This is a genomic window from Methanosarcina sp. UBA289 (assembly GCA_002496565.1).
Lineage (GTDB): Archaea > Halobacteriota > Methanosarcinia > Methanosarcinales > Methanosarcinaceae > Methanosarcina.
On sequence record DAKJ01000018.1, the window covers coordinates 755,931 to 769,494 of the forward strand.

Below are 13,564 nucleotides of genomic sequence, written 5' to 3' on the forward strand. Positions count from 1 at the left end.
AAGCTGGATTAAAACACTGGATCTTAAAATCAGATCAGAAGTTGATTTAAGAATATAAGAGGATCAAACAGAAAAGGATGTAAAAAGATAAAACGAAAAAAGTAGAAAAAGGATAAATTAAGGGATTTCAAACTCAGGTGTAGCTCAGATTATAAATGGGTAAATTTAAGGGATTCTAACTTCAGGTCATACAGAGGAAAAAATTTTATTGATAAACGCCAGATATTGGATAGAATTTCTCAGATGAAATTTTAGAATTCTGGAAAGGATATAGGAATTATATAAAATGAGTATAACAACTTTAGTTTTTAAGCAAAAAGTTAGTTTTTAAGCAGATAGCCAATTGTTCAAAAGTCTGAAAAGCATTAAAGGGGGTATGAAAATCGTGCTTGAAGAAATTTCAGCCCGAATAAGGGAAAATTTTGAGGCCAAGGACAATATAAGGGAAGAAGGATTAAAAATTTCTCGTGAAGTTGTGAGAGAATGCAGAACTGCCTCATTTGCTCTGCATGGCCAGGACTTTGAAAAAGCAGATAAAAGTATCAAAGCCGCGGGGCAAGCACTTGAGAAACTCGAAGTTCTTTTCGAAGGGCATTCTGACATTTATCATGCAGGCTTTCTAGAACATGCCCAGCAGGAGTATTCGGAGGTTTCAGTTCTCAGCAGCCTACTGAAGGAAGAAGGAGAGAAGTTTCCCTCCCCTGAAGATTTAAGAGTCGAGTATGCGGCTTACCTTAACGGGCTTGGGGATGTTGTTGGGGAGCTTAGAAGGCATGTTCTGGACCTTATAAGGAAAGAATCTTTTGAGAAAGCCGAAGTGTTTTTAGGTATCATGGAAAATATCCATGCAACGCTTATGGACTTTGACTACCCTGATGCCATAACCAGAGGATTAAGGCGAAAAACTGACGTATCTCGCTCCTTAATAGAAAAGACACGCGGTGATGTTGTCAACGCAATTGGTCAGAAAAAGCTAGAGACTGCAATGCGAAATCTGGAATCCAAACTTTAGAAGTCGTAGATAAAATAATGCTCAAAACATCAAGCAAATCAGCATCTTTGAACCTAAAAGTTAAAGTTAATCATAAAATCAAAACCAATTAATATAGAAGCCTACCTGATAACTATTAAACAGCTTATTATTTTAACAATTATCTAGTCGTCTGGCAGTTTAACTGTTCAAATTTTAGGATTTAGAGTATCCAAGTTGATCAATTTGGAATTACAGTTGACAGATTTAGAATTAATAGGTTTAGAATTTTAGTAGAAGGATCTAAAACTCCAATAAGACTTAAAACTCCAATAAGACTTAAAATTTCAACATGACTTAGAATTCTAATAATCTATTACAAGAGGATATGCATGAAATTCGATCCAGAAAAAATAAAAAGAGACGCTAAAGAGAACTTCGACCTTGCTTGGAACGAAGGCAAAAAACTAGTCAGGACCCCTACCCTAAACGAACGTTATCCCAGGACCACTCTGAAATATGGAAAAGCCCATCCCGTTTATGATACTATTCAAAAACTCAGAGAAGCCTATTTAAGAATGGGCTTTGAAGAGATGATGAACCCTCTAATAGTGGATGATAAAGAGGTACACAAACAGTTTGGAAGCGAAGCTCTTGCAGTTCTGGATCGCTGTTTTTATCTTGCAGGCCTGCCAAGGCCGAACGTTGGAATTTCCGATGAGCGTATTTCACAGGTAAAAGGGATTCTCGGGGATATAGGCGACGAAGGAATAGACAAGATCAGGCAGGTTCTCCATTCTTACAAAAAAGGAAAGATTGAAGGAGACGACCTTGTGCCCGAGATTTCAGCGTTACTTGGAGTTTCGGACGCTCTTGTTGCCGATATGCTCGATAAAGTTTTCCCGGAGTTTAAAGAGCTTGTGCCCCAAGCAAGCACAAAGACACTCCGCAGCCACATGACAAGCGGCTGGTTTATTTCTCTTGGTGCTCTCCTTGAAAGACAAGAGCCTCCTTTTCACTTTTTCTCTATAGACCGCTGCTTCAGGCGAGAACAGCAGGAAGATGCCTCAAGACTTATGACCTATTATTCAGCTTCCTGCGTAATTATGGATGAAGATGTGACTGTGGACCACGGGAAAGCTGTTGCAGAAGGCCTTCTTTCCCAGTTCGGCTTTGAAAAATTCCTTTTCAGGCCAGATGAGAAACGCAGCAAATATTACATTCCTGACACGCAGACAGAGGTATTTGCTTTCCATCCGAAACTTGTGGGCTCGAACTCAAAGTACTCAGACGGCTGGATTGAGGTTGCAACTTTTGGGATATATTCCCCAACAGCCCTTGCCCAATATGAGATTCCATACCCTGTCATGAACCTCGGGCTCGGAGTGGAAAGGCTCGCAATGATCCTTCACGATGCTCCGGATGTCCGTTCTCTGACATACCCGCAGATTCCGCAATATACTGAATGGGAAATGTCAGATGGTGAACTTGCAAAACAGGTTTTCGTAGATAAGGTACCTGAGACTCCTGAAGGACTTGAGATTGCAGCATCCATTGTTTCCCAGTGTGAGCTGCGTGGGGAAGAACCCAGCCCCTGTGAATTCCCTGCCTGGGAAGGAGAAATCTGCGGCCGAAAAGTAAAGGTCTCCGTAATCGAACCCGAAGAAAATACAAAGCTTTGCGGGCCTGCAGCTTTTAATGAGGTCGTAGCTTATCAGGGAGACATCATGGGAATTCCGAATACCAAGAAATGGCAAAAAGCGTTTGAAAACCATTCTGCAAGGGCAGGCATTCGCTTTATAGAAGCATTTGCAGCTCAGGCTGCCAGGGAAATTGAAGAAGCTGCTCTGTCAGGAGCAAATGAGCACATAGTTAGGGTAAGAATTGCCAAAGTTCCTTCGGAAATCAACCTGAAAATCGGCCCTGTCGCTCAGCGTTATATCACAGGTAAAAAGAAAAAAATAGACATGAGAGGCCCTGTTTTCACATCCGTAAAAGCAGAATTTGTGTGAAGGCCAGAAAAAACAGGAGCAAACTACATGCACACAGACCAAAGCCCTTTTTCAAAGTATTCAGAACTCAGCCAGCTGATGGAAACCGGCGAGCCTGTCTGTGTAACCTTTGAAACAGGGCATGAAATCAGGTGCAAAGTAGGGCGAAAAGTCGGGTGCGAAATTGAAAAGGATATCGAGGAGAAAACTGAGAAGAGAGTAGCTGATACAGGAAACGAAAAATTTCCTGAAAAATCCTGTTTTCTTTTTTGCGAACTTGTACAGAAAGCCCGTATGGGAGAAGGATTCCTGATTTCGGGGCAAGGCTGCTCTCCGGGAGATTATGTGCTGGGCTTGTCAGAAGAAAGTCCTGCTGCATACTACCTGAACTCCAAAAGATATAAGGACGCACAAGCTGCGAAAAATGCAGCCTTATCGCTTCCAAGATTAAGAAAAAGATATTCCTTTATAAAAATCGAGCCCCTTTCCCTGAATAAAGGTATTTTTGATGTGCTGATCCTTTTCCTGAAGCCCGAAAAAGCTATGCGCATTGTTCAGACCAGTGCCTATTCCGAAGGAAAAAGGGCAGTACTGGATACAATCGGTGCAGCTTCAATCTGCGGTGACTGTACAGTACTTGCATACAGGCAGGGTATGGGCCTATCTTTCGGGTGCAAGGGATCAAGGAAACACAGTGGATATGCAGACTTTGAAGTTCCTCTTGGGCTTTCTTTTGAAAAAACGGCTGAAATAGAAGAAATTCTCTCAAAACTTCCGGAAACAAGGGAGTAAAAAACTAATTCAAGTATTTCTGGGTTCCAAGAGGAAATGAAGAATTATTGAAACTATAAACGCTTCTGTATACTCGAGAATCTTCCAGAAATAAGGAAAATAGTAAGTAACCCGTTTGGAAATAGTAAGTAATCTATTCTTTTAACTCATTTTTATAACCCAATTTTTTTGAAAAATCTGCCACCGAAAGCATGGCACTTTTTGTTGAAAAACTGTATGAAACCTATTCGGCAGGTCGACATTAAGTACAGTAAAATATCTTTTCCAGACTTGGTGGTAATAAATTTCATTCCATTACAGCCGGGATAATACATTCTTTAATCAATTTCCACCTGTCAAGAGGATTAATAATGAATTCTGATGCAATTGCTACGATCAGGTCTTTTTCTGGGATACAACAAATGACATTACCACCATCGCCCAGTGCTAAGTATGCAAAAACTCCATCCTCTTCGCGTAACCACCATAAATAACCGTAATTATTGGGGTTCGTTGCTGTTGATTCGTCAATCCATGTCCTTGGAATAATCTGATTACTATCCCAAATGCCACGGTTCAGATATAAAAAACCAAAACGTGCCATATCACGGGGATTTAGCGTAAGTCCCCATCCTCCTGTAGAGTTACCGTTTGGATCTTTAACCCATCCTTTCACATTTTTCCCGAATAAATCCTCAAACCCAAATGATTTCATTTCATGATCCGGGATTTCTTTCATGCCAATGGGTCTAAATAAGCGTTCGTTGGCAAATTCACGGGCACTTTTTCCTGTGCTACGAGTGATGATGGTTGAAAGCAGGTGCGCTCCCGAGGTGGAGTACTTGAAAGTTCCAATACTTCCTTTTTGGCCCAGCATATCCAGAATATACTTTACCCAGTCAGATTGCATACACATCTTGTCCAGCGGTTCGTGCCAGTCCTCAAATGGATAGGGAGCCGTCATAGTGAGAAGATGGCGTATGGTGATTTCTCGTTTCTGCCTATCAGCAGCATTGGGAACATATTCGGGGAAAAAATCAAGCACTTTCTGATCTACATTTTTAATATATTTTGCATCTATGGCAATACCAATGAGGGCAGATATTATGCTTTTCGTTACAGATGCCACATGGTGTGTATCATCCTGGCCATAGCCATTATAGTATCTTTCATAAGTGATATATCCATTTCTCACAACAACAATACCGTTTATATTACTGTACTCGGATTTTATCATAAGTTCAAGCTCTGAAAGCTTTTCTGAATCCATTCTCAAGGTTGCTGAGTCTATGGCTTGCCATTCTGTAGTTGGCCAGTAGTTTCTTTGCATTATAGATACCTCCTAAAAGACATTTTATGGTCTTTTTTCTTGACTCTCATTTAAGCGTTCTAATACCTTTTTATCACTAGAAAAGACAGCAATAATCGTTTTTATCGAAAATAAAGTCAAAAAAACAGTAATATCTTACCTAAAGCATCGTATAGCAGTGTAAATTCTCCGTATTGCATACCTTTTTGCTAATTTTCTTCTTAAACCAATTAAGATCAAGATCTATGACCGTACTATCGATTATGATTTGGCTTAAATCTCCTTTCCGACAAAAACAAACATCATTAAGTAATCCAGCAACGAAATCGATAAACTGCTCCAGATCAAAACTGCTCATAATGTTATAGACTTCATCTTCAGAGCGAAATCAAAAACATCTGATATCTCGAAAATAATTTTCGTTTGAAATCTTCACTCAATGGAATAAGCGAAGGTTTCACAAGTATTTACCAAAGAAGAAGTATAAATATCCCTAGATAAATTTTACGGTTTTAAATTGAGTTAAATAAATTTTTAAATAAAAATTACACATATTTTTTGGATATGAAACTCAATATAGGGTATTTTGCAGAATAAAGCACCAATTTGTTTTTAATTTCAAATTATTTTAGTTCCCGGAAATGTTTTTTATTTTGTTTGGCGAACATTAAGGAAAACTGCAGTTTTTGTCGTAGCCTTTTTCAGCCTGTAGAATTACTCATAGATCGAAAGAAACAGGTGCTTAAATCGTAGACAAGTTGAGTGTCTACGTTTTTGAAACGGTATAATCAATTCTCACCAAATGTCACTACAGACATAAATTACTTTAATCTGCTCCAAAAACGCTATCAAGAAAAAGTATTGATTTTTGAAAAAATACTGCGGATTGTGGGATCTAGAATCACCAGCGGGATGAATTTATATAGAAGTACAAACATGTAAAATGCGATTTTAATTGCAGAGATATTTCAAACTCATACTAATGGAGGATTAAATCATGGCAGGACAGCCAATATTCATTTTAAAAGAAGGAAGTAAGCGAACCAGAGGCAGAGATGCCCAGAGTAACAATATCATGGCTGCAAAGGCAGTAGCCGAAGCCGTAAGAACAACCCTTGGTCCCAAGGGCATGGACAAAATGCTCGTGGACTCCATGGGTGATGTAGTTATTACAAACGATGGAGCAACCATCCTTAAAGAAATGGACATCGAACACCCTGCAGCAAAGATGGTAGTGGAAGTAGCCAAGACCCAGGATGAGGAAGTCGGAGACGGCACTACCAGTGCAGCTGTGGTTGCAGGCCAGCTATTAAGTAAAGCTGAGGATTTAATCGAGCAGGAAATCCACCCGACAATTATCGCATCAGGGTACAGGCTTGCAGCCGATAAAGCCGTAGAAGTCCTGAACTCTCTTGCAATGACAGTAGAACTGTCCAACCGTGACCTGCTGGTCAGCATTGCTGAAACTGCAATGACTGGAAAGGGTGCTGAGTCCTCCAAAAAGCTCCTCTCAGAGATTGCCGTAGATGCTGTATCAAGCGTTGTAGACACAAACGGAAAGAATACTGTTGACAGAGACAACATCAATGTTGTTAAGAAGGTAGGCGGGAAAGTAGAGGATTCCGAGCTTATCCGGGGCATGATCATTGATAAGGAAAGAATCCACCCCAACATGCCTGAAAAAGTTAAGGATGCAAAAATCATTCTTCTCAACAGCGCAATCGAACTCAAGGATACCGAAGTAGATGCGGAAATCTCCATAACCTCTCCTGACCAGCTCCAGTCCTTCCTTGACCAGGAAGAGCAGATGCTCAAGAAGATTGTCCAGAAGGTTATCAGCAGCGGAGCAAATGCTGTCTTCTGCCAGAAGGGAATTGAAGATCTTGCTCAACACTACCTTGCAAAAGCAGGTATCTTTGCTGTGCGCAGAGTTAAAAAGAGCGACATGGAAAAGCTTGCAAGAGCAACCGGCGGCAAACTCATCACCAACATGGACGAAATCACTCCCGAAGACCTAGGATATGCAGGCCTCGTGGAAGAGAAGAAGGTTGGTGGCGACAGCATGACTTTTGTCACAGGCTGCGACAACCCCAAGGCTGTAACAATCCTGCTACGCGGCGGCACAGAGCATGTTGTTGATAGTATTGACAGTGCTCTTGAAGATGCCCTGCGTGTGGTTGGAGTTGCAATCGAGGATGAAAAGCTCGTTGCAGGCGGCGGTTCCCCTGAAGTTGAGGTTGCACTCAGGCTACAGGAATACGCAGCAACCCTCGAAGGCAGAGAACAGCTTGCAGTTAAAGCCTATGCCGAAGCTCTTGAAATCATTCCGAGAACTCTTGCAGAAAACGCAGGTCTCGACCCAATCGATATGCTCATGGAGCTACGTTCCCAGCACGAGAAAGGCGTAAAGACCGCAGGGCTTAATGTGTTCGAAGGCAAGGTTGTTGACATGTGGGAAGACTTTGTAGTTGAACCTCTCAGAGTCAAGACCCAGGTTATCAATGCAGCTACCGAGTCTGCAGTTATGATTCTCAGGATCGATGATATCATAGCTTCTACCCGTGCAGCCCCAGGCCCAGAAGAAATGGGTGGAATGCCCCCAGGAATGGGTGGAATGCCGGGCGGAATGCCTCCAATGATGTAATCCCAAAAAGAAGTTAAAGATTAATTCGACTAATCAGGAAAAGGCACAGCTTTTAAACTGTGCTTTTAGCTTTTTGTCCTTGAGAAATCAAACCTGAGAAACTTTTTCTGACTTAGCCCCAAAATCTATTTGAATTTCCTAAATCTATTTTATTTGCATTCGGTTAGCGAACTTAAGCATCTTGTCCCTTAACCGAATACAAATGAAATCTATTTGAGTTTTCTAACCAACTTGTATTTCCTAAACCTAGCGTCTCGATTTACTATTTTCCCTCCAGCTACTCCAGATAGGAACCCAACAGAATATTGTTGGAAAACGATAAAAGAGAAGATTTAACGTCAATAAAATCATTCAAAAATATTAAAGTATTAAAGGAAGAACTGAAGGAATTTTGGGAGAAGCAAAAGTTTACACACAAAATGTCGCATTATTTAAAATGGTGACTATAGGTTACGCTATGTTTACAGACTATACGCTTCCTGTTTCGTTCTTTATATTATTGATGTTGAGTTGGTTTATGATACTTCATTCAATTGGTATGGTATTTGAGCAATACTCGTGGGGAGTACCATATACATTCTTTAGTATTATTGCATGGGTTTCGCTATTCGTACTTATATAGGGCCCTCCAAAATCAGTGTGTAAACTAAGGATTCAGAATGCTTATTTTAGGTAATAGATATATAACCAGAGTTCCCCCAATAAAAGTGCATTCTTAAAATCCAATTTAGAGGAAAATAAACCCGATTAAACTCTAAAAATAATAGATGGAGAGGATTAGAGCTTTATTTTTTGACAAATCATATTTTTTGAAATTGTGGCAATAGACTCCGTTTTCCGTTTTACAAAATTAAATGTTGAAAATAAGGGCTAAGAAAACCTTAAAATGGAAGTTAAGGATATTTAATTTCTTTAATGGGAAATAAACTTTTTATCATCTGTAATTTTATTGAGGGAGCACTAACGCCACATACAATTCACGAGATAAGGCTTATTAACCCTTGAAAAACGAATCATTTTTTTGAGGACCCTATACTTATAGAGGGAGATTGCTGAATTCCCTATTCCGATTTTTTTCGAGCTCTTTCAAAGCCCCCATATTCGTATTCACTTAAATCCCTTAGGTTCTTGATCTTTTCCATAATTATCCCTTGAGCTTTCTTTTATGTACAGACGCTCTCTTGTATTGTAAGGTCTGAAAAGATTTGATGCAGCCCCAAGAACTGTTTCGGACTTTCCTATTATAAAATATCCTCGTTTTTCGAGGGCTTTGTAGAAATTAAGCTGTAATTGTTCCTGAATATTCTTTTTAAAATATATCATTACGTTTCGACAGACAATAAGATCAAAAAACTCGATTTTCGAGCTCGAAATCAGGTCCTGATGTTTAAATTGAGCTATGCTCTTCAACTCATCTATTACTTGATATTTATCTTCCTGTTTCAAGAAATAACGCTCTTTTGTACCTGGGTCAAGATTTTTAAGTGAATTTTCACTGTAAATGCCTTTTCTGGCTTTTTCCAGACTTTGAGCATCAATATCCGTACCTATAATTCTTATTCTATACTTATTAAAATCGGTTTTCAGGGCCCTATGGAGAAGAATAGCAAAGGAATAGGCCTCTTCTCCTGCTGCACAACCCGCACTCCATATGCGAATTGATCGGATTAATGATCCTGATCTGTATTTAACAATGGAAGGAATGACTTCTTTTTCAATTGTCCTGAAGGTTTCGGGATTTCGGAAAAATTCACTGACATTTACGGTAAGGTTGTCAATAAGAAATTCATATTCCTGCGGGTCTTTCTTCAGAAGTTTTAAGTATGCTCCATAACTCTCGGAATTAGTAGCTCGAACGCGTATGTTAATTCTACGCTTGAAATGGGCTTCTTTATAATGTTCACAGTTAAAGCCAGTGTTTCCACTAATAACTTTCTTTAACAGCTCGAAGTCCGGATCTTCCTCCAGATTTCGACCTTTTTTTGCTTCTTTATCTATATATTTATTTATTTTTCTATTTGCCTCTTTATTTTTTCCATTATCGCTTGCTTTTCTAACTGGATCGTTACCCATTTCTTCACCGCAAGCACTTTATTAAGGATTTTTACCACCATTAAAGCTTTTTAAGTATTTTAAATCAGGGAGTTAACATCAATAATTAATATAACGTTTCCATCACCCAGAATTGTCGCTCCTGCAAATCCTCTGGTATTATCAAGAAGCTTGCTTTTGAAGCTTTTTACTATTACTTCTTGTTTTCCAAGCAGTTCATCCACAACTATTCCAATATATTGGTTATATTTTTCAACTACGACTACAAAATTATTGTTCTCGTCGCCCTGATCAGATAGCTGAAACTGCCTTCTCAATCTAAAAAGCGGAAGAATTTTATTATCTATTAAAACGACTTCCTGCCCCTTAATATGCTTGATTTCCTGCGAGCTGACTTCTATATTTTTAACTATGCTTGTAAAAGGAATTGCATATTTTTCATTTCCTACTCTTATCAGCATGGACTGATAAACCGCAATGGTTAGGGGCAGTTTCAATTCGAACATGGAGCCAAATCCGGGCTTTGACTCAACTTTTACAGATCCTCCAAGGCGCTCAACTCTGTTTTTTACGACATTCATTCCGATTCCCCTTCCGGATATATCGGTAATGCTGTCAGAGGTACTGAGACCGAGAGCAAAAATCAGCTGCATTGCCTCCATTTCCTGGAGTTGCTCTGCACTTTCTCTTGAGATAATTCCTTTCTTTAATGCAACTTTTCGGATTTCGTTAGTATCTATTCCACATCCGTCATCTTCTATTTTTATAAGGGCAAAATTTTCCTGTCTTGAAGCTGTAACCAGTACAGTGCCATTCTCTTTTTTTCCAAGTTCCACACGCCTCTCCGGAGTTTCGATTCCGTGATCTACTGCATTTCTTAACAAGTGTACCAGGGAATCACTGATTTCTTCAAGAATAGTTCTATCAAGCTTGATTTCTTTTCCTTTGATTATAAAATCAATTTTTTTATTTTGTACGCGTGCAAGATCTCTTACCATTCTTGGATAAACATAGGTGATATGGTCCAGAGGCACCATTCTTGCCTCTATCACTTCATTTTGCAGTTCTCTTGTTAGTTTATATAAATCTGAAAGTGCAGCCTCAAGTTCCTTGGATTTCAGGTTGCAGGTAAGCTCATTTATTCTACTTCGGTTGATTACGATCTCACCCACAAGATTCATCAATTTATCCAGCTGTTCATTACTGATTCTTGAGCTCTGAATAGTTTTTACTTTAGGGACCGGTTTTGGAGGTACTAGGGTTTTTTCTTCTTTTTCTGGCCGATAAACTTCTTTCGTGGCTTTATTTATTCTATTAATTTCTTTATCTTCAATTTCACTTTTTGCAGACAGGCAGTTATCTTCAACTTTTTTAATGGATGCTTTTTCAGGAGATTCATTTATTTTCCTTAAGGTTTTTAGCACTTCACTGACGTCAAGATAAGATTCGTATTTATTAGATGCGCCTTTTTCTCTTTTTCCGGGCTCATTTCCCTCTCCCTCACAGACACTTTCTACAAGCCCCTCAAGGGTATCCACACATACGAAAAGAACGTCGATCAAAGAAGAATTAAGTACAACTTGCCGTGTGCGCAGCCTGTCTATCAAACTCTCCATTTCATGCGTTAACTCTACAATCTGTTTAAACCCCATAGTTGCAGCCATGCCTTTGAATGTATGAGCTGCACGAAATAACGTGTTCATCTGTTCCGTATTTTCAGGATCATTCTCAAGCGCTAGCAGGGAATCGCTCAACTCTTTGATGTATTTCTCAGACTCTGCCCTGAAAATGCCCATATATTTTGACATATCCATTATTTTCCCTGCCTTTCTTTAGTTTAGTCCCGATATTTGGTTAAATCCCGACTTATGATTTAATCACAATACTTCTGGTTTAATGCCGACTCAATCCCTAATTCAATGCAAAGATCAGTATGAAGAGTTAACCTTTAGCTTTAAAATCAGACTTCCTCTTTAGTTCAAAAAAGTAGCTCATTTTGTTAGATGTATAATTTATTTTAATGGATTTGTCTAATAATACTTTACTAACAAGAATATGATGTGATGCAGCTTGATTTAATTAGCTCCACTTAGCACAGTTTGATTTAGCAGTGGCTTGAATTATCGGTAGATTTCAATCGGTCTAATTTGGCTCAGCAATTTTTCTTATTACATCAAGCATTCCATCAGGTTCAAAAGGTTTTACTATAAAGCCCATTGCGCCTATCTTCATTGATTCGGTTATTAAAGCCTGCTGACCAAGGGAAGAACACATTACTATCTTTGCCTCAGGATCCATAATAAGAAGTTTTTGCAGTGCCTCTTTTCCGTCCATGTCTGGCATAATTATATCCATTAACACAATATCGGGCTTTACTTCGATATATGTCTGAATTGCCTCTTCTCCATCACTGACCTCAGCAACCACTTCATGTCCGTGCATCAGAAGAATATCTCTAATTATCATCCGCATAAATTCGACATCGTCCACGATCATAACTCTGGCCATGCATTTCCCTTCTTTCGTTCTTGAACAAGCGACAATATCGGATAATATTTTCACTCCAGCTTTTTTGGAATGTTCCGACACCTTATTCCTACCTATGCCGAATCTCGCCTCTTGCCTATGTATTCTTCATAAACTCATGATATGAATAAAAAGACTTCAATTTGAAAGCCATTAAAGGTTAACAAAAGTAAACAGCGCAAGTTTTTTGTTGAGACAAATATATCCCAATAATGTAGAAAAATATATACGGGGCTTTCTATATTAAATTTTTTAATTGCCTTTATAAAATTATGAGTTCAAGATATTTATTTAAATGTTCTTGCTAACTGGGACGTTAACAAATTATCTACAAAAGTTTTGAGCACTTTCCCATTCTGCAGCCGATTTCTAATTTTATCTGTAAACTTGAGGAGAACAGTAATAAATATTTGAATAATGTATAAAATGTTTTTCTATTTGCTTTAGTGTTCTATGGTAATAGTTTCAAGTTTTCCTGATAATAATACCTAAAATGACACACATACTTAAATAAATTATTGTTACTGTTATTTATATATTGAAAATCTTATTCTAAATTTAGCAAATAAATTTATATTCTCTCGAATTTCATATATTATTCAATAAATTGAAAAGTTAACCTTGGAACAATTTGTAGGTGTAGGGGCATTTGTTAAAGACAAAATAGTGCTTTCAGGACTTCTTGATCCTGGTTTTAGGAAGATCTAAGATGTACTTGCTGAAGATTGAAAATAAAATAAGAAATTGTTTTATGTTTTTCCTATTTCAGATCTTCCCAAGAAGATTGGCTATTCAATACTTCTTTGACAGAATCCTGCTTACAAAAATATTGTTTACAAATCTTCAAGCAGCCTCCTAGGAGTAGATTTGAGTGCCTGAAATTCTAATTGTTGAAGATAATTTACTTAATCTGACAATCGAAATGGACTTACTTAAATCCTTTGGATATGATCCAAAGAAAGCGAAAAACGGTTTTGAAGCCCTAGAGATTCTCAATAAAACAAATATTGATCTTATATTGCTTGATATGGAACTTCCGAAAATGCACGGTCTTGAATTGCTTCAAAAAATCAAACTTAACCCTGAAACCCGGAGTATAAAGGTAGTCGCAGTTACAGGTTACTCTGATCCTGAAAGTAAAGAAAAGTTCCTTAAGGCCGGATGTTATGCTGTTCTTGCCAAACCCATAAACTTTGGAGATTTTGGCTCATATATCGAGAATTTTCTTACAACCGCGGAATCTTGAAGATACAGTATATGTGGAGACAAAAAGGTAGTTGATTAAAGAAATATCTAATGAG

Annotated in this window: 9 protein-coding genes and 2 pseudogenes; 6 read left to right on the plus strand and 5 right to left on the minus strand. The window is 38.5% G+C overall.

The genetic code is table 11. The features are described 5' to 3' along the window. Nucleotides 1-376: 376 nt before the first annotated feature. The 3 genes from BP549_RS11215 (at nt 377) to BP549_RS11225 (ending at nt 3,753) form a co-directional block, all read left to right on the plus strand. On the plus strand, nt 377-1,012 hold the full coding sequence (locus tag BP549_RS11215; protein ID WP_292380621.1) for a haloacid dehalogenase: 636 nt from the start codon (nt 377-379) through the stop codon (nt 1,010-1,012). A 350-nt stretch (nt 1,013-1,362) separates the two neighbouring features. After that, nucleotides 1,363-2,982, plus strand: coding sequence for an O-phosphoserine--tRNA ligase (gene sepS, locus BP549_RS11220; RefSeq protein ID WP_292380624.1), 1,620 nt, complete (start codon nt 1,363-1,365; stop codon nt 2,980-2,982). Between the two features lie 27 nt (nt 2,983-3,009). After that, on the plus strand, nt 3,010-3,753 hold the full coding sequence (locus BP549_RS11225; RefSeq protein WP_292380628.1) for a DUF169 domain-containing protein: 744 nt from the start codon (nt 3,010-3,012) through the stop codon (nt 3,751-3,753). A gap of 286 nt (nt 3,754-4,039) precedes the next feature. Here BP549_RS11225 and BP549_RS11230 read toward each other — a convergent pair whose 3' ends face one another. Beyond that, entirely contained in the window at nt 4,040-5,062 is a 1,023-nt protein-coding gene (locus tag BP549_RS11230; RefSeq protein ID WP_292380630.1) for a serine hydrolase domain-containing protein, read from the minus strand. 178 nt (nt 5,063-5,240) lie between these two features. After that, nucleotides 5,241-5,423: pseudogene (locus tag BP549_RS11235) on the minus strand (IS5/IS1182 family transposase); the annotation flags it as partial. Between the two features lie 615 nt (nt 5,424-6,038). Here BP549_RS11235 and thsB point away from each other — a divergent pair. Together thsB and BP549_RS11245 are read left to right on the plus strand one after the other, a co-directional pair. Further along, nucleotides 6,039-7,685, plus strand: a complete 1,647-nt coding sequence (thsB, locus tag BP549_RS11240) for a thermosome subunit beta (RefSeq protein ID WP_292376731.1) — start codon at nt 6,039-6,041, stop codon at nt 7,683-7,685. Nucleotides 7,686-7,904: 219 nt separating this feature from the next. Next, nucleotides 7,905-8,128 (plus strand): annotated as a pseudogene (locus tag BP549_RS11245) (IS630 family transposase); the annotation flags it as partial. A 664-nt stretch (nt 8,129-8,792) separates the two neighbouring features. Here the strand turns inward: BP549_RS11245 and BP549_RS11250 are convergent. From BP549_RS11250 to BP549_RS11260, 3 genes are all read right to left on the minus strand, one after another. Then, on the minus strand, nt 8,793-9,758 hold the full coding sequence (locus BP549_RS11250) for a CheR family methyltransferase (RefSeq protein WP_292380633.1): 966 nt from the start codon (nt 9,756-9,758) through the stop codon (nt 8,793-8,795). Between the two features lie 59 nt (nt 9,759-9,817). After that, on the minus strand, nt 9,818-11,551 hold the full coding sequence (locus tag BP549_RS11255; protein ID WP_292380636.1) for a chemotaxis protein CheA: 1,734 nt from the start codon (nt 11,549-11,551) through the stop codon (nt 9,818-9,820). Nucleotides 11,552-11,879: 328 nt separating this feature from the next. Next, nucleotides 11,880-12,245 (minus strand): response regulator, encoded by a 366-nt coding sequence (locus BP549_RS11260; RefSeq protein WP_292376734.1) that lies wholly within the window; start codon nt 12,243-12,245, stop codon nt 11,880-11,882. A gap of 889 nt (nt 12,246-13,134) precedes the next feature. Between BP549_RS11260 and BP549_RS11265 the strand changes: the two genes are divergently transcribed. Continuing rightward, on the plus strand, nt 13,135-13,509 hold the full coding sequence (locus tag BP549_RS11265; protein ID WP_292376735.1) for a response regulator: 375 nt from the start codon (nt 13,135-13,137) through the stop codon (nt 13,507-13,509). The last annotated feature ends 55 nt before the right edge of the window (nt 13,510-13,564 follow it).